This is a genomic window from Burkholderia sp. Bp9031, assembly GCF_003857965.1.
GTDB lineage: Bacteria > Pseudomonadota > Gammaproteobacteria > Burkholderiales > Burkholderiaceae > Burkholderia > Burkholderia ambifaria_A.
This window is the reverse complement of record NZ_QTPW01000018.1, coordinates 74542-93450: the sequence shown is the minus strand read 5'-3', so window position 1 is coordinate 93450 and position 18909 is coordinate 74542. Positions and strand designations below refer to the sequence as shown.

Here is an 18909-nt window from a genome sequence, read left to right as displayed (position 1 = left end):
CGCAACGACGTCGATCGCTGCCGCTCGGTATCAGCCGCTCTTGCTGGCGATGCTCCCCGCCATCCGGAAACAGCGGCCGCCGCGCCCGGCCCCCTCGCTCCGCTCGCCATCACCGCTGCAATTTCGTTCAAGACGCATACACCGCCCCACGCGATGATGCGGCGCATGAAGACACGACTGATTGGCTATCTCTATCTCGCCGCCGCGATGGCGGGCGTCGGCAGCACCGTCATCGCGAGCCGCCTCGCGGCCGACGGCCTGCCGCCGTTCGCGGCCACCGCGCTGCGCTTCCTGATCGCAACCCCGTTGCTGTACGCACTGATGCGTGCACAACGAATGCGATGGCCGCGCATCTCCGCACGCGATGCCGTGCTGCTGGTCGTCCAGGCCGCGGCGGGTGGGGTCGGCTATACGGTGCTGCTGATCAGCGGCACGGGGCTGTCGTCGCCGCTCGATGCCGGCGTGATGCTCGGCACGCTGCCGGCGATGTCGACGCTGATCGCGGCGGTCGTGCTGCGTGAGCGGCAGACGCCGCGCGACTGGGGCGCGGCCGCGCTTGCCACCGCCGGCGTGCTGTTCGTCACGTTCGCGCCCGGCCAGGCCATGCCGTCGCTCCGGACACTCGCCGGCGACGCGCTGGTGCTGGCCGCCGTCGCCTGCGAAGCCGTGTTCATCCTGCTCAACCGGCGGCTGTCGGCGCCATTGCCGCCGCTCGCGCTATCGACGGCGATGTCGGGCCTCGGCTTCATGCTCGCGCTGGTGCCGGCCGCATTCGAATGGCACGCGCTGGCGACCGGATGGACCGTCGGCGCGGTGTCGGCGATCGCGTACTACGCACTGGTGCCGACCGTGCTCGGCTACCTGTGCTGGTATGCGGGTTCGGCACGCACGAGCGGCACCGAGGCCGCGCTGTTCACGGCCGTCGCGCCGGTCTCGGCCGTGCTGTTCGCTGTCGCGCTGTTCGGCGAGCCGCTGGGCGGCACGCGGCTGCTCGGCATCGCGTTCGTCGTCGCGGGAATGCTGGTGGGCGCGACGCGGCGACGTGAACCACCCACACGCGAAACGGCCGCTCCGCCGAGGTTGCCGACGGGGCCGGCAGCCTCCACGTCGAGCGCTACCGATTGATTCGTGCGAGCGATGACTGTAGGAATGTGTCCGCGCACGGCAAAGCCGTTGCGTACCGTCGCGCAAGATGCAATATTCGCGTGACCGGGCCATTCGACAACCATCGAACAATCATTCGCATCGCCATGAACAAGAAGGAAGCCAGAACAAGAATCGCGGCGCTGCTGTCCGCGGGCGCGAGGAAGGCCGACGTGCTGGCCGAGCTGGCCGGACAGGGCCTCAAGGATCGCGTGCTCGCACGCCTGATCGCGTCGCGCCCCGACCCCGCGCTGTGCAGAAAGAACAAGGTGCATACCTGGATCCTCATCGGGCTCGGCATCGCGCAACTGCTGATCAGCCTCGTGCTCGCCTATCTCTTCTCGGCCGCCGCCAACGAACTCGGTGGCGCAGGTACGCTCGGCAAAGGACTTGCGGTGCTGTTCCTCGTGCTGACCGTGCCGCTGTCGCTGCTGTTCATCTGGGGCTTCGCGACCCATCGCGTCGGCGCGTATCACGCGTTCATCATCCTGTCGCTGCTGCAACTGCCGAAGATCCTCGCCGATCTCGGGCACGATCCGTCGTCGGCGCTGCCGAGCCTCGGGGTGACGGTCATCCTGGTGGGCTACGTCTGGTTCGTCCGCAACCGGCTGTTCCCCGACTTCGGCTGGTTCACGCCGCGCAAGGTCGACGGGCGTTACGCATTCGTGGAAAGCGCCTGACACCGCCGCCGCCTTCACCGCGAACCATAAAAAAGGCGCCGGGCCAGCCCGCACTCGCGAACTGGCCCGGCGCCTTCTGCGTTCCGGAACCCGGCGGCTTACTTGGCCTTTTCAGCCGAGTCGCTGATCGCCTGGCCCCCCTTCGAAATGTCCTGCCCCATGCCTGCAACGGTATTGCAACCGGCGAGCGCGGCGGTCACCACCAGCAGCACTGCAGCAATCGTACGCGTCATTCTCACTCTCCTTCGAGTCAACAAGCCCGACCGGGCGAATCGGATGCGGCGGGGCGCCCTGCAGTTCGCAGGGCACGGGGCCTGACCTGATTATACGGAGACGGCCGCCGCGCGCCAGTGCCGGCCGAACCGGTGTCACGCGGACCATGCAGCCGGCCGCGCGAGATTTTTCTTGACTTCGGCGCACCGCGAACTAATATACGCACCGCGTATATTTTTTCATCAGGTGCCGCCGATGACCGTTCCCCAGCAAGCCTTCCTGCGCGACGCGATGCGCCGCCTCAACATGACCCGCGAAGTGTTCGCGAGTCGCATCGGCGTGAGCCGCCGCGCGCTGGATACATGGTTGTTGCCCGACGACTCGCAGGAATCGCGCGGCATGCCCGAGATTGTCGAGCGCTTCGTGTCGGAAATCGTCGACCGCTCGGCACCGGATGGCGGGGACTATACGCAAAGCGTAGACAAACAAGGGCTCGCGAAGCAGTTCCTGTTCGAAGGCAAGCCGCAATTGATCTCGGTGGATCAGTTTTCGCGCGACTCGGTTGAGGCGCTGTTCCGCGTCGCCGACGTGATGCAGCCGATCGCGCGCCGCCACAAGATCTCGCGCGTGCTCGAAGGCGCCGTGCTCGGCAACCTGTTCTTCGAGGCCAGCACGCGTACCCGCGTGTCGTTCGGCGCGGCCTTCTGCCGGCTCGGCGGCTCGGTGTGCGACACAACCGGCTTCACGTTCTCGTCGATGGCCAAGGGCGAATCGATTTACGACACGAGCCGCGTGATGGCCGGCTATGTCGACGCGCTCGTGATCCGCCACCCGGAGAAAGGCTCGGTTGCCGAATTCGCGCGCGCGACCAACCTGCCGGTGATCAACGGCGGCGACGGCCCCGGCGAACACCCGAGCCAGGCCCTGCTCGATCTCTATACGATCCAGCGCGAATTCTCGCGGCTCGGCAAGATCGTCGACGGCGCGCATATCGCGCTCGTCGGCGACCTGAAATACGGCCGCACCGTGCACTCGCTCGTCAAGCTGCTCGCGCTGTACCGCGGATTGAAGTTCACGCTTGTGTCGCCGCCGACGCTCGAAATGCCGGCGTACATCATCGACCAGATCGCGACGAACGGCCACGTGATCGAGCAGACGAACGACCTCGCGGCCGGGCTGCGCGGCGCGGACGTCGTCTATGCGACGCGGATCCAGAAGGAACGCTTCACCGACGAGTCGTTCGAAGGCTACACGCCGGATTTCCAGATCAACCAGGCGCTCGTCGATTCCGCCTGCAAGCCCGACACGCTGATCATGCACCCGCTGCCGCGCGACAGCCGGCCCGGCGCGAACGACCTGTCGGTCGACCTGAACCGCGACCCGCGTCTCGCGATCTTCCGGCAGACCGACAACGGCATTCCGGTGCGAATGGCGATCTTCGCGGTGCTGCTCGGGGTCGAGAATCTCGTCCAGCATTCGATGCGCGACGCGACGTGGCGCCCGCCGGCATACCTCGGGCCGGAGGATGCGGTGTTTCACGGAATCGATTGACCCGCCTCCCGCGTCGCGCGGCTACCCTTGAATGATTCAGTTCAGGGGCCGCGCACGCTGACGTCACGCACAACGCGCCGCCTCGCACGGCGCGTTTGCATTTTCGGCGCGGATGATGCTGGGCAATCCGACAGGTATTACCGGGCCCACGGATCGATGACGCGCAGGCCAGCTGCTTCGAACGGCGCGACGTCGCGTGTGGCCACGATCAAGCCATTTGCTGCGGCGGTTGCAGCGATGAAGCCCTCGGCAGACGCCATCGCATTGCCCGCTGCGCGAGCCTTCGCACGAAGGCTCGCATACGCGTTGCTGGCCGCATCGTCGAACGGCAGGATGCGGCCGCGAAACAGCGGCACGACGCGCTGCTCGATGCTTTGCTCGAGCCAGTCACGTCGTCGCCCTTCCGACAGAGCGGCCACGCCGAATCGCATTTCAGCGAGACTGATCGCTGCAAGAAACAGCGTCTCGACGTTCTGCGCATCGAGCCATTCGATCACGGCCGGGCTCGGCTCGCGCCGCAGCGGCTCGGAAATGACGTTGGTATCGACCAGGATCATTCGAAGCTCATCGGATCGGTTTGCGACCTGTCGCGCGGATCCTCGAAATCGAAACCACCCGCCTCTCGCCCGATTTCAGCCAGCAACGTTCCCAGCCGGGGCCGCCCGCCGGGCCGAACGGCCTGCTCGAGGATGTCGCGCACCTCCGCTTCGGTGCTGCGACCATGTTGCGCCGCGCGGATTCGAAGCGCGCGATGTACCTCGTCGGGCAAATTTCGAACGGTAATCACAGGCATGATGCACCCCGCCACCGTTGCTTTCAATGCATGCATTTTATCGCCTTGCTGTCACCATGGACGAATGAAGATGCAGCCACTGTAGCTCGCTCGATCAGGTCTTCATACTCGGCCATTCGGCCATCCTCGCCCGCCCCGCAAGCCCCGGAGGCCTCCGCAACATTCGTCAACATTCTTCCCACCAACAAAAACAAGAATGCTTCTCATTTGCAATTAAATTACTTAGAATGCAACCTGAAAACAAATCGTAATAATTCCCGGCGGCATGCACAGTTCCGTAGCACACCGTCTCCGGGGCCACACTGCGAGGTCGAAGCGCACCATGAAGTCCCGTACCGAAGAGCCGAAGCTCGGCAAATTCACCACCTTGTGCAGCGTGCTCGCCGCGAGCCCGGCGTTCGCCGACGGCACGCCGCCGCCCGCCCCGGTCGGCACCGCGGGCCATCTCGCGCCGATCGAGATCCAGGGCAGGACAGAGCACAGCTACAAGGCCGACTTTTCCGCATCCGCGAAATTCACCGCCCCGCTCGTCGACACGCCGAAATCCGTCACCGTGATCCCGCAGGAACTGATCCAGAGCAGCGGCGCGGCAACGCTGACCGAAGCGCTGCGCACCGTGCCCGGCATCACGTTCGGCGCCGGCGAGGGCGGCAACCCGCTCGGCGATCGTCCGTTCATCCGCGGCTACGACACGCAGGGCAGCATGTTCGTCGACGGGATGCGCGACACGGGCGCGACCACGCGCGAGATATTCAACACCGAGCGCGTCGAGATCACCAAGGGCTCCGACGGCGCGTACGGCGGCCGCGGCGGCGCGGGCGGCAGCATCAACCTGATCACGAAAGCACCGCATCTCGGCACGACCGCCGCCGCGAGCGCGGGCCTCGGCACCGACCGCTACCGCCGCTTCACCGCCGACGGCAACTGGCAGTTCGCCGATCATGCCGCGTTCCGCCTGAACCTGATGAGCCACAACAACGACGTCGCCGGCCGCGACGCCGTCAACAACGCGCGCTGGGGCGTCGCGCCGTCGATCGCGTTCGGCCTCGGCACGCCGACGCGCGTGACCGCGAGCTACTACCACCTGCAGACGGACGACATGCCCGACGGCGGCATTCCGTACTTCTACACAACGTCGAACAAGCCCGCGAACGTCGACACGATCTATCCGGCGCCCGTCGACCGCCACAACTTCTACGGCCTGATCGACCGCGACTTCCGCAAGACCACGTCCGACATCAGCACGATCAAGATCGAGCACGACATCACGCCCGGGCTGACGGTGCGCAACACCACGCGCTACACGGAATCGACGCAGGACTACATCTGGACGCAGCCGGACGACAGCCAGGGCAACGTAGTGAACGGCAAGGTCTGGCGCCGCAATAACAATCGCAACAGCGCGATCAACAGTCTCGCGAACCTGACCGAACTGTTCGGCGAATTCCGCACCGGCCCGTTCAAGCACGGCTTCACCACCGGCATCGAGCTGTCGCGCGAATGGGGCAAGCGCGATTCGTACACGGTCGCGACCGACAAGGGCACGATCTGCCAGAAAGGCATCGGCGCGCCGTCGGGCTACAACTGCACGAGCCTGTGGTCGCCGAACCCGAACGACCCGTGGGCCGGGTCCGTCACACGCAACAACGACTATGCGCATGCACGCACCACGACCAAGTCGATCTACGGCTTCGACACGATCGAGCTCGCGCCGCGCTGGCAGGTGAACGCCGGCGTGCGCGTCGACGACTACTCGACCCGCTTCACCGACACCCGGGCGAACGGCGGGAAGACCACCACGCGCGACGACACGCTCGTGAACTGGCAAGCCGGCCTCGTGTTCAAGCCCGCGCGCAACGGCAGCCTCTACGCGTCGTATGCGACCTCGTCGACGCCGGCCGGCATGCTGCTCGGCGAAGGCAGCGAAACGCAGTCGCTCACGCCGGGCCGCGGCGGCGTCGGCCCGAACGCCGATCAGATGGCGCCGGAGAAAAACCGCAGCATCGAGCTCGGCACGAAGTGGAATGTGCTCAACGACAAGCTGTCGCTGACCGCCGCGCTGTTCCAGATCGACACGACGAATGCGCGCGTGACGCTGCCGAACAACCAGTACGCGATGGTCGGCAACAAGCGCGTGCAAGGTCTCGAACTCGGCGTCGCCGGCCAGATCACGAAGCAGTGGCAGGTGTTCGGCGGCTACACGTACATGAAGAGCGAGCTGCGCGACAACGGCAAGGACGCCGCCAACAACGGCCACCGCTTCCCGAACACGCCGAAGCACAGCCTGACGATGTGGTCGAACTACGACGTGACGCCGAAGTTCACCGTCGGCGGCGGTGCGTTCTACATGTCGGAAGTGTTCGGCGATCCCGCGAACCTGCGCGCCGTGCCGTCGTACTGGCGTTTCGATGCGATGGCGCAATACCGGATCAACAAGAAGCTCGACCTGCAGCTGAACGTGAACAATCTGTTCAACCGCACGTACTTCGATCAGGCGTATCCGGCGCACTACGCGTCGATCGCACCGGGCCGCTCGGCGTTCGTCACGCTGAACGCGCGCTACTGATCGATGGAAGCCGTATCGCTGAAGGCGCTGGCGTCGGTATCGCCGCGCGAGTTCGCCGCCATCCTGGCCGGGCCGCCCGAGCGTGCCGTCGCGTGGGTCGCGGTGGCGGCCGACCACGGCATCGTCGACGCGCAGGCCGTCTACGGACAGTACCTGCTCGACGGGCGCGGCGTCGCGCGCGATCCGGCTGCCGCATTCGGCTGGTTCCGGCATGCGGCGCAAGCCGGCCACCCGATGGCGATGAACATGCTCGGCCGCTGCTACGAGTTCGGCTGGGGTACGGCCACGTGCGCGCCGGTGGCCGTGTACTGGTACCGGCTCGCCGCGCAGGCAGGGCTCGACTGGGGCATGTACAACTACGCGACGGCGCTCGCGCTCGGCAACGGCGTCGACGAGGATCGCGCCGCCGCGCTCGACTGGTTCCAGCGTGCGGCCGCGCTCGGCCATGCGAAATCGATCAACCTGATCGGCGGCTTCTACGAGGATGGCTGGATCGTGGCTGTCGATACCGACATCGCGTTCGACCACTATCGCCGCGCGGCCGAGGCCGGCGACTTCCGCGGCCAGTTCAACTACGCCCGGCTGCTGGGCGAGCGCGGGCGCATCGACGATGCACTCATGTGGCTCGCGCGCGTGCCGGCCACCGCGACACCAGCGTTCGTCGCGAAGATGGTCGCGTATCTCGCGTCATCGCCGGTCGACGCTTTTCGGACGGCGGCAATGCAACTGCAGCCGCACGCCACGACCATGGAATCCGCAACATGATGCTTCACATCCCCGAGGTCTTGACCAAGGCACAGGTCGCGCAATGCCGCGACCTGCTCGATGCCGCCGAATGGATCGACGGCAACGCAACGTCGGGTGCGCAATCGGCGCTCGCGAAACGCAACCGGCAATTGCCGGAAAGCTCGCCCGTCGCGCGTGCGGTAGGCGATGCGATCGAGGATGCGCTGGCGCGACATGCGCTGTTCTTTTCGGCAGCGCTGCCGCTTAAGGTGTTTCCGCCGCTGTTCAATCGCTACGAAGGCGGCGAGACGTTCGGCACGCATGTCGACAACGCGATCCGGCTGCTGCGCGGCACGGATTTTCGCGTACGCAGCGATCTGTCGGCAACGCTGTTTCTCGAGGAGCCCGATGCGTACGACGGCGGCGAGCTGTGCGTGGAAGATACGTATGGCGTGCATCGCGCGAAACTGCCGGCAGGCGATCTCGTGCTGTATCCGGCATCGAGCCTGCATCGGGTGACGCCGGTCACGCGCGGCGAGCGCGTCGCATCGTTCTTCTGGATCCAGAGCATGGTGCGCGACGATGGCGACCGCACGCTGCTGTTTCAACTCGATACGCAGATTCAGGGGTTGTCTGCGGAAAAAGGCGCGACGGATCCGACGGTCATTTCATTGACGGGGATTTATCACAACCTGTTGAGGAAGTGGGCGGATGCGTAGGGTGAACCGGTAAAGCCGTTGCCGTCACGGAAAACGCCGGCCGAGACCGTCCCGCTCGTCGCTTGCATCAGGTCGCCACGCCGGCCTAAAATGACCATCGTCAAATGACCATGCTCATATCATGATGCCACACGCTCCCGTCTCCAAATCCGAATTCAAGGCTCGCGCACTCGAGTACTTCCGGCTCGTCGAGGCGTCAGGCGAAAGCCTCATCGTCACCGATCACGGCAAGCCGACGCTCGAGATCCGGCCGTACCACGCCCGCGAAGCTCAGCCGTTGGACATATTGCGCGGCTCGGTCATGCGCTACGACAATCCTCTCGATCCGATTGCGGATGATGATTGGGAGGCGTCGCGGTGATCGTGCTGGATACGCATGCATTGGTGTGGTGGGTGGCGGGCGATCCGTCGCTCAGCAAGAAGGCCAGAAGCGCGATCGATCGCGCGCGCAATGAGGGCACGCTCGCCGCGTCCGCGATCTCCGCATGGGAAATCGCGATGCTGGTGCGCAACGAGCGCCTCGCGCTGACGATGGACGTCGATGCGTGGCTCGCGACGGTCGCTCAGATCGATGGCATGCGCTTCGTGCCGATCGACGCCGACATCGCCGCAAAGTCCACCGCCCTGCCCGGCACGTTCCACAAGGATCCGGCCGATCGCATGATCGTTGCGACCGCACGGCGGCTCGGCGCGCCGCTGGTCACGCGTGACGAAAAGATCCGCGCTTACGCACACGTCAAGACACTTTGGTGACGGTCATATACGCGTCGGCCGAATCGCAACACGGGCACCCACGGCCGCAATTCGACAGGCGATTCGTCTGATCGAACCGAGTGCGATGGTCGCACGAAACCGTCAACTACCGCTCGGCGCTCTACCACGCACCTGTTTCACGAATTACGCGTCCGAACGGCGGCATTGGTCGTTCGGTAACCGCTATTGGGCCGCAATACAACGCGAATCGCACGCCGTTTACGGCCCAACCGACGAAAGCACGCGCACCGAAGCCCCCACCGACATTCTTTCCGGCTGCCATGCCCGCGCATCGGTAACATCCGCACTTGCCGATCCCCGCCCGCTCCCGCACAATCGGGCCACCTGCCTTCCTCCCCCGCGCCGATGTCCTATGCGTCACTCGCCACCGGCGTCCTGCTCGCCGGCGGTCTCGGTCAACGCTTCGACCCAAGCGGTCTGCACAGCAAGCTGCTCGCGCTGCTTCCCGACGGCACGCCCGTTGCGGTCGCGGCCGCGCGCCATCTCGCGGCGGCCACGGCCGACGTGATCGCCGTCGTGCGTCCCGGCGCCGAAAAGCTCGCGATCCTGTTGAACGAAGCCGGCTGCCAGGTCGTCTATGCGCTCGACGCGACGCGCGGCATGGGTGCAAGCCTTGCAGCCGGCGTGCGCGCCACGCCGGAAGCAACCGGCTGGCTGGTCGCGCTCGGCGACATGCCGTGGATCGCCGCGCCCACCTACGAAGCGGTCACGCGCGCCCTAGACGCCGACGACGCATCGATCGTCGCCCCCGTGCATCGCGGCATGCGCGGCCATCCGGTCGGTTTCGCCGCGCACCACTACGATGCACTCGCCGCGCTCGACGGCGATGCCGGCGCCCGTGCGCTGTTCGCCAGCGCGCCGGTGAACCTGCTCGACGTCGACGATCCCGGCATCCTGCGCGACGTCGATACGCCCGCGGATCTGCGCTGACATCGGCGCCCGCCAGCCGCATCGTGCATCGCGGATGCCTGTCGTCGCGCGAGCCGGCGCGACACCTGCAGAAGCTCGCATGTCGCCGCCAATCCGCATGCCGCCACGAGAATCGCGCTGCAAAGACCCGCCCGATTGCCTATAACGGAGACGAGGCGCATCCGCCGCGCCACCGCCGTCACGCATTGCGCGAGTTCCCCATGGACCACACGACCCCGATGCCCGAGCCCCCGGCCGACCCGAACCGCGATCCGGAAGACGATCCGCTGTCGCCACCGCCGCCGGGGCATCCTCACGACAACCCGCAGCAACCGGACGGACCGCCGAGCAAGGACCCCATTTAGCCGCGCATCGGCAGCCGTCGCATTGGTCGGCGCGTTCCCCAAACGGACGCGGAACCACGCGCCGGACGCGCCTGCCGCTACACCACCGCGCTTTCCCGCGCGGCGCGTACCTCGTACGTCTTCAGATGGTTGTACGCGATTCGCAGCAGCGACAGCGCATCCGCCGCCTGCGGGTCGCGGCGCGCGAGCAGGTCGCCGATCACGTGATCAGCCTCGACCCGCGCGCGGTTCTCGACGTCGCGCAGCATTGACGCGGTCAGCGGCGATGGCGTCAGCACCATCCGCTGCATCCGCTCGACCGCCGCCGGATCGGGCCGATAACCGTTGTGCGCGGCGATCGCATTGCATTCGTCGAGCATCGTCTCGAGCAGGCGTCGACCGTCCGGCGCGGCGAGAATGTCGCCGATCGAACCGCGAAACAGCGACGTGCTCGCCGCGAGCGTCGCGAGAAACACCCACTTGTCCCACATCCGCGCGGCAATGTCGTCGCTGAGCGTCGCATCGAAGCCCGCGCCGCCGAGCACGTCGGCCACCGCGCGCACGCGCGCCGATGCGCCGCCGGCGAGTTCGCCGAACGACAGCCCGTGCGTGTCGTTCAGGTGCACGATCCGCTGCTCGCGATCGAGCGTCGCCGCGATCACGCACAGGCCGCCCAGCACCTGCGCGGCACCGAACCGATCGCGCAGCACGTCGAGATGGCGCATCCCGTTGAGCATCGGCAGGATCAGCGTCGACGGCCCGACGAACGGCGCGAACGACGCAATCGCATCGTCGAGGCTGTAGGCCTTGCAGCTCAGCAGCACCAGGTCGAACGGCGCGGCCGCATCGCTCGCGCGCACCGTCTGCACGTTCGCGAGCGTCAGGTCGCCGCGCGGGCTGCGGATCAGGAGCCCGTCGCGCGCGAGCGCGGCCGCGCGGCCGTCGCGCACCAGGAACGTCACGTCGCGCCCCGCCGCCGCGAGCCGGCCGCCGAAGTATCCGCCGACCGCGCCGGCCCCCACCACCAGAATTCTCATCGATGCCTCCTTTCGGCTTTCGGGTTCGTTCGACGTCGCCGGCCCGCGCCCCGCCGTCCGGGCACGATGCGCAGCCGTCATCGCCCGACAGTATAGCGATGCTGCATATGTATATGCATAGATACCCATGGCGGGCTCGACGGTATCGCCCGGTTGCCCCCGGTTGACGTTTCTCAGGGATTTCCCGCCTACGGCAACGTGCGTTGCGCGCCGTCAAAGAGTTATCCCGTCACGCCGTCCCGGCGCGCTTGTTCGACCGACCAACCTCACTACCCATGCGCACCCTTTCCCTGAACCAGAAACTCGCCTCGATGATCGTCATTCTGTGGCTCGGCCTGCTCGTGATCGCCGGCATCGGCGCGTGGCAGACGCGCGCGTCGATGATCACGGATCGCCGCGACCAGCTTGCGTCGCTGGTCGCGCAGGCGACGAACGTCGCCGATCATTACTACAAGCTGTCGCAGCAGAATGCGTTGCCGGAAGCCGACGCAAAGCAGAAGGCGCTCGAAGCCATCGCCGCGATGCGCTACGGCACCGACGGCTACATCTCGATCAACGACTCGAAGCCGGTGATCGTGATGCATCCGATCAAGACCGAACTCAACGGCAAGGACGTGTCGAATTTCGCGGATCCGAACGGCAAGCACCTGTTCGTCGAGATCGTGAAGGCCGGCAACGAGGAAGGCGGCAAGGGCTTCGTCCAGTATCTGTGGCCGAAGCCGGGTGCCGACAAGCCGCAGGACAAGACCAGCGCGGTGCAGCGCTTCGCGCCGTGGGACTGGTATCTCGTGACGGGCATGTACATGGACGACGTACGTTCGGCCGTGCTCGCGAGCATCGGCCGCTGGTTCGCGATGACGGCCGTGCTCGGCGCGATCGCGACGGCCGTGATGGTGCTCGTACTGAAAAGCGTGCGCGCGAACCTCGGCGGCGAGCTCGAAGTCGCGCTCGACGCCGCACAGCGGATCGCGCAGGGCGACCTGACCGCGCGCGTGGACGTGAAGCACGACGATCGCGGCAGCCTGCTGCATGCACTGCAGACGATGCAGAGCGGGCTGATCGACATGGTGTCGCGCGTGCGGCTGGGCACGGAGAACATCAACGTCGGCGCAAGCGAGATCGCGTCGGGCAACACCGACCTGTCGCAGCGCACCGAGGAACAGGCGGCCGCGCTCGTGCAGACCGCATCGAGCATGGACCAGATGACCGCGAACGTGAAGCAGAACGCGGACAGCGCCGCCCAGGCCGCGACGCTTGCCAGCCAGGCCGCGCAGGTCGCGACGCGCGGCAGCGAAGTGGTCGACGATGTCGTGCGCACGATGAACGAAATCACCGACCGCTCGCACAAGATCGGCGACATCATCGGCGTGATCGACGGGATCGCGTTCCAGACCAACATCCTCGCGCTGAACGCGGCCGTCGAAGCGGCGCGCGCGGGCGAACAGGGCCGCGGCTTCGCGGTGGTCGCGGCCGAGGTGCGCTCGCTCGCGCAACGCTCGGCGACGGCCGCGAAAGAGATCAAGTCGCTGATCGTGTCGTCGAACGAGACCGTCGAGCACGGCGCGACGCTCGTCACGCACGCGGGCGAGACGATGGCCGAAATCGTGCAGTCGGTACGGCGCGTCAACGAGATCCTCGACGAGATCAGCCATGCGTCGCGCGAGCAGAGCGCGGGGATCGAGCAGGTCAACCGCGCGGTGGGCGAGATGGACCAGGTCACGCAGCAGAACGCGGCGCTCGTCGAGGAAGCCGCTGCCGCCGCGCATTCGCTGCGCGACCAGGCCGAAGCGCTGCGCGACGCGGTCACGCGGTTCGCATTGCCGGCCTGACATCAGCCGAGCCGAGCGAACTCCCCGCCTAACCCGGCGGAGTTCGCCTGGCGGGCCGACACCGCGCGGTGCCGGCCCCGGCCTGCGCCTCTCCCGCGCCTCTTTCGCACCTACCCCGCGCCGGTTGGCCGGCTCACGGCTTGGCGCCACCGAACCCCAGCCCCGCCGCCCGCTGGACCAGCTCGATATCGTTGGTCACGCCGAGTTTCTTCATCGCGCTGACCTTCTGCGCACTGACCGTCTGCTTGCCCTTGTTCAGCCGCTGCGCGATCGTCTTGATCGGCACGCCGGCCAGATAAAGGCGAATCACCTCGATTTCGCGCGTCGACAGTTTCACCGGCGGCTGATCGTGTTCGACGAGCGCATCGAGCGCGCGCCGGACGAGCGGCGACAGGTAGCGCCCGCCGCTGTAGCTCGAATGGATCGCGGTGACGATGTGGCCGACTTCGTCGAACTTGCTGACAAGGCTCGCGCGGCCTTGCGCGAGGATCGAGCGGAAGATCAACGGATTCTCGTTCCCGACCAGCGCGACGATCCCGATGTTCGGACGCGAGCGGCGCAACCAGTCGAACAGCGCGAGGCCGTCCATCTGCGTGTCACGGCCGATCGCATAGTCGACCAGCGCGATATCGCAGTCGATGCTGCCCAGCGCCTCGACCAGTTCGCCCGGCGTCCGGGAGACGCCAACGAGATCGATCGCGCACATGCCGCCGGCAATGTGCTCCACGCCGGCCAGCGTCAGCGGCCAGTCGTATGCGAAAACTGTGCGAATACTGAATTTCCCCATGCGCAATTCCAGAAGGTTCGCCGGGCCGCGTGACGCGAAATGCGTGCGCGGCCGGATCGGCGTTGAATCGACGGTCGGGATATTTTTATCCCGACCGTTATTCTAGGAAGCGGCGCGCGGCCGGGATATCGGACGACGTATAGATTGGCCCGCAGGAACGTAATACGAGTTTGATATTTGCACCGGTCCGACCGATCGGCGGCAGCCTGAGTCGGCCGGACGGCCGACATCGCACGCGGCACGGGCCGCACGGACGGCCCACGGGGTAAAATTGCGGCCTTTGCATGCCACTCCGGGCGACCGGCCGCGGGCAGCGCGCCGCTCGCGGCCGCGCGCCCCGCCCGTTCGCCACGCTTCCTCCATGACCGAATCCGATCTGCAATCCGACGACACCACCATCCACGAAGACGGCCTCTGGCGCGACAACGGCTGGATGGCCCGCATCATCAAGAACGAAGACGACGACGGCTGGGCCGTCGAGATGATCAAGGACGGCGAAGCCGAGCCCGCGCTCGTCGGCCCGTGGACGATGGGTCGCGACAAGAAGAACCCGAAGCCGATGGACGCGAACGCGTTCCGCACGCTGGTAAAGACCGCGACCGAGGTGCTGATGCGTCACGAGCAGCAGCGCCGCGCGATGCTGCACAAGGAAGTGACGGTCCAGGACGACGACGGGCAGGATGTGTCGGTGACGCTCGACATCGTGCCGGACGAGTTCGAGCCGTATGCGCAACTGAAGGCGTTCGACCCGTACGGCGAGCTGCTGGCCGACGCGAAGGTGTCCGCCGGGTTCAAGCTCAACAAGGCCAGCGCCGCACGCTGGGTCGAATCGGACTTCGAACGGCCGGCCTGACGCCACGGGCCGGCGGCCGCGCGATGCGAGGCCGCGTGCCGCGCGGGCGCAACCGGCGTCAGTCGTGCAGGCCGTGCGCGATCATCAGGCGGTACAGCGTCGCGCGCGAAACCCCGAGTTCCGTCGCGGCGTCGGCATACTGGCGCCGATGCCGCAACAGCGTTTCCTCGATCGTGCGCCGCTCTGCCTGCCGGCGCGCGTCGACGAGCGTAGGCGGCCGGTGCGACGTGTACTGGTTCAGTTCGAGATCGACGGCCGAGATCAGCGGGCCGTTCGTCATCACGACCGCGAAGCGGATCCGGTTGATCAGCTCGCGCACATTGCCTGGCCACGCATAACTGTGGATCGCCTCGATCGCGCACGGCATGAAGCCGCGAATCCGGTGCGAGGCGTCGTCGCGATAGCGCCGCAGCACGTGGTCGGCGAGCAGCATGATGTCGCGGCCGCGCGCGCGCAGCGGCGGCTCGTCGATGCGCAGCACGCACAGGCGGTAATACAGGTCCGCACGGAATCGCCCCGCCTGCATCGCGGCCTCGAGATCGACGTGGGTCGCGGACACGATCCGCACGTCCACCGGAATCGACGCGTGCCCGCCGAGTCGCTCGATCTTGCCCTCCTGCAGGAACCGCAGCAGGCTCGCCTGGCTCTCGAACGGCATGTCGCCGATTTCGTCGAGAAACAGCGTGCCGCCGTGCGCGGACTCGATGCGGCCGATCTTGCGCTGGTGCGCGCCGGTGAACGCGCCGCGTTCATGACCGAACAGCTCGGCCTGCAGCAGCGTCGACGGGATGGCCGCGCAATTCACGGCGACGAACGGCGCGTCGGCGCGCGACGAATGCTGGTGGATCGCCGCCGCGGTCAACTCCTTGCCGGTGCCGGATTCGCCGGCGATGAACACCGTGGCCTCGGTGCTCGCGACCTTGCGGATCGTCGCGAACAGGCGGCGCATCGCGTCGCATGCGCCGATCATCGCACCGCCGGGCGGCGCGGCATCGGCATCCGGTTCGCTTTCCGCCAGTTTCAGCATCCCGTACGCATGGCCGACGAGATAGCCGATCGTCGTGTAGGCCGTCGCGTTGCGCACGTAGTCGAAGCAGCACTGGCGGATCAGGCGCGCGATGGTGGCGTCGCGCAGCCGCTCGTCATCGGCGAGCGCGACCCAGCCGATACGCGGATCGCGCAGCAGCGCCTCGAACGATGCGACGTCGGGTGACGCGAAATCGCCAAAATCGACGACGCCCGCATGCAGCCGGTTCGTCTTGACGAGATTGAGTGCGTCCGCAACGGACTTCGCGCGCCATACGTCCCAGCCGCGCGATGCGAGACAGTCGACGAGCTCCGCGTCGGGATGCTGCGACAGATAGACGAGCGGGCGCGACGGCGCGGTGTGGTGAGCCCGGACCGCGACGAACGGCGGCGCGCATGCGGCCCGTTCCCGCTCCTGCGGGCCTGACAGTCTGATCGGACAGCAATGGTTCACGATGACCTCATTGCATAGGGTTGTCCGGCGGAGTGGGCGGCGCGCTGCGCGGCGGGCCTCCCTGTCCGCGCTGCGCTGTGCTGCCTGCGTGTCCGCTCGGGAACGTTTCGTTATCGGCAGAACACGACACGCTGCGTATAGATCTGCGGTTCGACGACGGGCCGCGCGGCCTGGTTGAGCTCTTCGCGGTAGGCACGGTAGGTCTTGCCGTTCACCGTCACTTCCGTCGCGGGCGCCGTCTCGATCGTGTTCAGCCCCTTGCGTTGCCAGTCGTCGACCCGCGCCGACGCGGACAGGCTCGACTCGCCGGCGATCTTCTGCGTGATCGCGCTGCTATCGCTCCACGGCTGGGTCTGCATGTCCTCCGCGTGCTGCATCGCGCCGACCGTCTTGCCGGTCGGGGTCGGCCCGCGCTGCGCTTCGAACGGCGCGCCGCGGCCGTACACCGGCGATCGCCATGATGGCGCGTGTCCTTCCTCCGGCATCATGTAAATCATCTGCGGATCGCCGACCATCATCATCGGCACGCATGCCGTGTTGTCCGGGCGGCCGAGCGTCGTCAGCGCCTGCTGGACGCTCGCGGCGTTCGCGAGGGTCTGCTCGCTCAGGATGACAAAGACCGCAGGGTTCTGGAAAACCGACTGCGCAGCGGCTTGTGTGCCGCACAACAGCAGAGCGACCAAAAAGATCCTCATGATTGAGGCCTCCTTGTACCCTCGTCAGGCAAAAAGAGGTGTTGACCTCGGGGATGGGACCAACACCCGTCAAACTTGCGACGTGCGTCGCGCAGCGGATCCGGCTGCTCCCGTGCGACCGGCATGCCGATCGCACGAGAGCCGGGCCCGCAGGCTCACGACGACGTGCTCGTCGAGATGACGGTCGGGGCCGGCATCGCCGGTACGGCCGGGCTAGCCTGCTGGTCGACCGTGGCCGGCGCCGGATCGGATGCGGCCGGCATCTCGGCCGACGGTGCGGGCGCGGCAGCGGATTCGACCGCGTCCGTCGCCTTCGCGTCGGCAGCCGGCGTGTCGGCCGCCGCAGCCGCTGCGGCAGGCTGCGCGGCTTCCGGCGCGGGCGCTTCGGCTGCTGCCTGCGGAGCCGGTTCGGCTGCCTTCGCATCGATCGCGGGCGCTGCTGCGTCGGCAGCCTGCGGCGCGGCGTCGGTCGCGGCCGGTGCGGCTTGCGCGGTGTCCGGCGCCTTCGCGTCGGCATCCGGCGTTGCCGCGGCTTGCGCTGCGGTGTCGGCTGCAGCCGGTGCCGGTTCAGGCGCCTTGTCGGCAACTGCCGGCACGGGTTCCGGCGCCTTCGTGTCGACCGCCGGCGCCGCTGCCGCTTGCGCGGCGGCGTCGGTTGCGGCCGGTGCGGGTTCCGGTGCCTTGTCGGCAACCGCCGGTGCGGGCTGTTCCGGCGCCTTGTCGGCGACGGCCGGCGCTGCCACGATCGCGGCAGCAGGCACCGCGCTCATCGCGGCCGGTGCGGCGGCGGGCACGGCGCTCACCGCCGGTGCGGCTGCGGCAACCGGTGCGGCTGCGACAGCCGGTGCGGCTGCGACAGCCGGTGCGGCGGCAGGCACGACGGCAGCGGCTTGCGACGCCTTCACGGCGGCTGCCTGCGTCGCGGCAGGCACCGCGCTGACGGCCGGCATGGCGATCGACGGCGCGGGCACCGGCACCGGGATCGGCGCCGTCTGGACCGCGGTCGTCGCCACCGGGCGCGTCTGCACCGGCGCGGCCGCGTCGAGCGGCGGCAGGCCCATGCGGTTGCGCACGATCGGATCGCGATACTTCACGTCGTCGGCCACGGTCGCTTCGGCGGAAGGTGCCACGTTCGAACGTGCGAGCGGCGCGGTCGTGCCCGGGCACAGGTGTCCGGTTGCCTCCACCGCGCGCCGGTTCGCATCGCTCTGGCAGAGCAGCGCGAGCGCGACGTCGGTCAGCCCCATCGCGCGGAATTCACGCGCATCGAGACGACGCACGCATGCCTGGTCGACCAGGGTCGTGCCGCCGGTCGCGCCGAACCCCGGGAACGACACGCCGACGCTCACCGAACCCATGCAGGTATCGGACAGCGTGGTCGTGAGGCCGGGCGCCTGGATCGCCGGGTTCGTCTTGATCGTCTGGGTACCCGAGTAGTTGACGTTTTCCGATGCCTGGGTGTTGTACGGGTTGGTGCCGGGCGAACCGGCCGACTGAAGCGCGCTCACGCCCTGCGGCGTCACGTTCGAGCCGCCGCTCGTGGAGGACGGCATCGTCAAGTTGACCTGCACGCTCGAATTGCCGCTGCTGCGAACCCCGCTGCTGCTGGTGGCATTGCCGCCGCGCGAGCTCGTCGTGTTCGTGTTCATGCTCGAGCCGCCGCCCTGGCTGATCGCAGTCGAACCGCTTGACGATTGCGAACTCGAGGTCGAATCCGCTGTTTGCGCTTGGGCACCGATCGTGGCCATCGCGAACATTGCCGCACATGCCACCCTGATCTTGTTGCTGTTCATTTCACTCTCCGGACGAG

20 protein-coding genes are annotated in these 18909 nt (G+C 67.3%); 12 read left to right on the top strand and 8 right to left on the bottom strand.

Annotated elements, in window-relative coordinates:
- Positions 1-165: 165 nt before the first annotated feature.
- Together DIE15_RS22550 and DIE15_RS22545 are read left to right on the top strand one after the other, a co-directional pair.
- A complete protein-coding gene (locus DIE15_RS22550) occupies positions 166-1125 on the top strand; it encodes a DMT family transporter (RefSeq protein WP_124834376.1) in 960 nt (319 codons plus the stop codon).
- A 125-nt stretch (positions 1126-1250) separates the two neighbouring features.
- Entirely contained in the window at positions 1251-1823 is a 573-nt protein-coding gene (locus DIE15_RS22545) for a hypothetical protein (protein ID WP_057928823.1), read from the top strand.
- Between the two features lie 98 nt (positions 1824-1921).
- Here DIE15_RS22545 and DIE15_RS22540 read toward each other — a convergent pair whose 3' ends face one another.
- Positions 1922-2056 (bottom strand): entericidin A/B family lipoprotein, encoded by a 135-nt coding sequence (locus DIE15_RS22540; protein ID WP_057928824.1) that lies wholly within the window; start codon positions 2054-2056, stop codon positions 1922-1924.
- A gap of 235 nt (positions 2057-2291) precedes the next feature.
- Here DIE15_RS22540 and DIE15_RS22535 point away from each other — a divergent pair, with 235 nt between their 5' ends.
- Complete coding sequence (locus tag DIE15_RS22535; protein WP_057928825.1) at positions 2292-3587, top strand: aspartate carbamoyltransferase; 1296 nt, start codon at positions 2292-2294, stop codon at positions 3585-3587.
- Positions 3588-3724: 137 nt separating this feature from the next.
- Here DIE15_RS22535 and DIE15_RS22530 read toward each other — a convergent pair whose 3' ends face one another.
- Both DIE15_RS22530 and DIE15_RS22525 read right to left on the bottom strand, forming a co-directional pair.
- Complete coding sequence (locus DIE15_RS22530) at positions 3725-4144, bottom strand: type II toxin-antitoxin system VapC family toxin (RefSeq protein WP_057928826.1); 420 nt, start codon at positions 4142-4144, stop codon at positions 3725-3727.
- Entirely contained in the window at positions 4141-4380 is a 240-nt protein-coding gene (locus DIE15_RS22525; RefSeq protein ID WP_057928885.1) for a FitA-like ribbon-helix-helix domain-containing protein, read from the bottom strand. Before DIE15_RS22525 ends, DIE15_RS22530 begins: the two co-directional genes overlap by 4 nt.
- A gap of 322 nt (positions 4381-4702) precedes the next feature.
- Here DIE15_RS22525 and DIE15_RS22520 point away from each other — a divergent pair, with 322 nt between their 5' ends.
- The 7 genes from DIE15_RS22520 (at position 4703) to DIE15_RS37105 (ending at position 10439) form a co-directional block, all read left to right on the top strand.
- Positions 4703-6946 (top strand): TonB-dependent siderophore receptor, encoded by a 2244-nt coding sequence (locus DIE15_RS22520; RefSeq protein WP_124834375.1) that lies wholly within the window; start codon positions 4703-4705, stop codon positions 6944-6946.
- A gap of 3 nt (positions 6947-6949) precedes the next feature.
- The gene (locus DIE15_RS22515; RefSeq protein WP_124834374.1) at positions 6950-7711 is read left to right on the top strand and encodes a tetratricopeptide repeat protein; all 762 of its coding nucleotides are present in this window, start codon (positions 6950-6952) and stop codon (positions 7709-7711) included.
- Positions 7708-8391 (top strand): Fe2+-dependent dioxygenase, encoded by a 684-nt coding sequence (locus tag DIE15_RS22510; RefSeq protein WP_057928829.1) that lies wholly within the window; start codon positions 7708-7710, stop codon positions 8389-8391. Before DIE15_RS22515 ends, DIE15_RS22510 begins: the two co-directional genes overlap by 4 nt.
- A 121-nt stretch (positions 8392-8512) precedes the next feature.
- A complete protein-coding gene (locus DIE15_RS22505; RefSeq protein WP_057928830.1) occupies positions 8513-8752 on the top strand; it encodes a type II toxin-antitoxin system Phd/YefM family antitoxin in 240 nt (79 codons plus the stop codon).
- A complete protein-coding gene (locus DIE15_RS22500) occupies positions 8749-9144 on the top strand; it encodes a type II toxin-antitoxin system VapC family toxin (protein ID WP_057928886.1) in 396 nt (131 codons plus the stop codon). Before DIE15_RS22505 ends, DIE15_RS22500 begins: the two co-directional genes overlap by 4 nt.
- Positions 9145-9510: 366 nt before the next feature.
- Entirely contained in the window at positions 9511-10095 is a 585-nt protein-coding gene (locus tag DIE15_RS22495) for an NTP transferase domain-containing protein (RefSeq protein WP_124834373.1), read from the top strand.
- A gap of 200 nt (positions 10096-10295) precedes the next feature.
- Positions 10296-10439 carry a hypothetical protein gene (locus DIE15_RS37105; protein WP_162840573.1) on the top strand — a complete coding sequence of 48 codons (144 nt, stop codon included), beginning with the start codon at positions 10296-10298 and terminating at the stop codon, positions 10437-10439.
- A 77-nt stretch (positions 10440-10516) separates the two neighbouring features.
- On the opposite strand, the gene panE is transcribed toward DIE15_RS37105, so the two are convergent.
- On the bottom strand, positions 10517-11455 hold the full coding sequence (gene panE / locus DIE15_RS22490; RefSeq protein WP_057928887.1) for a 2-dehydropantoate 2-reductase: 939 nt from the start codon (positions 11453-11455) through the stop codon (positions 10517-10519).
- A 275-nt stretch (positions 11456-11730) separates the two neighbouring features.
- On the opposite strand from panE, the gene DIE15_RS22485 reads away from it, so the two are divergent.
- Complete coding sequence (locus DIE15_RS22485) at positions 11731-13284, top strand: methyl-accepting chemotaxis protein (protein WP_057928832.1); 1554 nt, start codon at positions 11731-11733, stop codon at positions 13282-13284.
- 133 nt (positions 13285-13417) lie between these two features.
- Here DIE15_RS22485 and DIE15_RS22480 read toward each other — a convergent pair whose 3' ends face one another.
- The gene (locus DIE15_RS22480) at positions 13418-14071 is read right to left on the bottom strand and encodes a response regulator transcription factor (protein WP_124834372.1); all 654 of its coding nucleotides are present in this window, start codon (positions 14069-14071) and stop codon (positions 13418-13420) included.
- A 361-nt stretch (positions 14072-14432) separates the two neighbouring features.
- On the opposite strand from DIE15_RS22480, the gene DIE15_RS22470 reads away from it, so the two are divergent.
- A complete protein-coding gene (locus tag DIE15_RS22470; RefSeq protein WP_124834371.1) occupies positions 14433-14924 on the top strand; it encodes a hypothetical protein in 492 nt (163 codons plus the stop codon).
- A 58-nt stretch (positions 14925-14982) separates the two neighbouring features.
- On the opposite strand, the gene DIE15_RS22465 is transcribed toward DIE15_RS22470, so the two are convergent.
- From DIE15_RS22465 to DIE15_RS22455, 3 genes are all read right to left on the bottom strand, one after another.
- Positions 14983-16404 (bottom strand): sigma-54 dependent transcriptional regulator, encoded by a 1422-nt coding sequence (locus DIE15_RS22465; protein ID WP_057928835.1) that lies wholly within the window; start codon positions 16402-16404, stop codon positions 14983-14985.
- A gap of 110 nt (positions 16405-16514) precedes the next feature.
- A complete protein-coding gene (locus DIE15_RS22460) occupies positions 16515-17099 on the bottom strand; it encodes a hypothetical protein (protein ID WP_057928836.1) in 585 nt (194 codons plus the stop codon).
- A gap of 155 nt (positions 17100-17254) precedes the next feature.
- Entirely contained in the window at positions 17255-18892 is a 1638-nt protein-coding gene (locus tag DIE15_RS22455; protein WP_124834370.1) for a chemotaxis protein CheA, read from the bottom strand.
- Positions 18893-18909: the final 17 nt, after the last annotated feature.

Bases quoted from the DNA above. Each gene is read 5' to 3' on its own strand.
- DIE15_RS22510 (WP_057928829.1), top strand. From the start codon at position 7,708: ATGATGCTTCACATCCCCGAGGTCTTGACCAAGGCACAGGTCGCGCAA.
- DIE15_RS22550 (WP_124834376.1), top strand. From the start codon at position 166: ATGAAGACACGACTGATTGGCTATCTCTATCTCGCCGCCGCGATGGCG.
- DIE15_RS22535 (WP_057928825.1), top strand. From the start codon at position 2,292: ATGACCGTTCCCCAGCAAGCCTTCCTGCGCGACGCGATGCGCCGCCTC.
- DIE15_RS22525 (WP_057928885.1), bottom strand. From the start codon at position 4,380: ATGCCTGTGATTACCGTTCGAAATTTGCCCGACGAGGTACATCGCGCG.
- DIE15_RS22540 (WP_057928824.1), bottom strand. From the start codon at position 2,056: ATGACGCGTACGATTGCTGCAGTGCTGCTGGTGGTGACCGCCGCGCTC.
- DIE15_RS22480 (WP_124834372.1), bottom strand. From the start codon at position 14,071: ATGGGGAAATTCAGTATTCGCACAGTTTTCGCATACGACTGGCCGCTG.
- panE (WP_057928887.1), bottom strand. From the start codon at position 11,455: ATGAGAATTCTGGTGGTGGGGGCCGGCGCGGTCGGCGGATACTTCGGC.
- DIE15_RS37105 (WP_162840573.1), top strand. From the start codon at position 10,296: ATGGACCACACGACCCCGATGCCCGAGCCCCCGGCCGACCCGAACCGC.
- DIE15_RS22470 (WP_124834371.1), top strand. From the start codon at position 14,433: ATGACCGAATCCGATCTGCAATCCGACGACACCACCATCCACGAAGAC.
- DIE15_RS22505 (WP_057928830.1), top strand. From the start codon at position 8,513: ATGATGCCACACGCTCCCGTCTCCAAATCCGAATTCAAGGCTCGCGCA.
- DIE15_RS22515 (WP_124834374.1), top strand. From the start codon at position 6,950: ATGGAAGCCGTATCGCTGAAGGCGCTGGCGTCGGTATCGCCGCGCGAG.
- DIE15_RS22460 (WP_057928836.1), bottom strand. From the start codon at position 17,099: ATGAGGATCTTTTTGGTCGCTCTGCTGTTGTGCGGCACACAAGCCGCT.
- DIE15_RS22495 (WP_124834373.1), top strand. From the start codon at position 9,511: ATGTCCTATGCGTCACTCGCCACCGGCGTCCTGCTCGCCGGCGGTCTC.
- DIE15_RS22530 (WP_057928826.1), bottom strand. From the start codon at position 4,144: ATGATCCTGGTCGATACCAACGTCATTTCCGAGCCGCTGCGGCGCGAG.
- DIE15_RS22520 (WP_124834375.1), top strand. From the start codon at position 4,703: ATGAAGTCCCGTACCGAAGAGCCGAAGCTCGGCAAATTCACCACCTTG.
- DIE15_RS22455 (WP_124834370.1), bottom strand. From the start codon at position 18,892: ATGAACAGCAACAAGATCAGGGTGGCATGTGCGGCAATGTTCGCGATG.
- DIE15_RS22545 (WP_057928823.1), top strand. From the start codon at position 1,251: ATGAACAAGAAGGAAGCCAGAACAAGAATCGCGGCGCTGCTGTCCGCG.
- DIE15_RS22485 (WP_057928832.1), top strand. From the start codon at position 11,731: ATGCGCACCCTTTCCCTGAACCAGAAACTCGCCTCGATGATCGTCATT.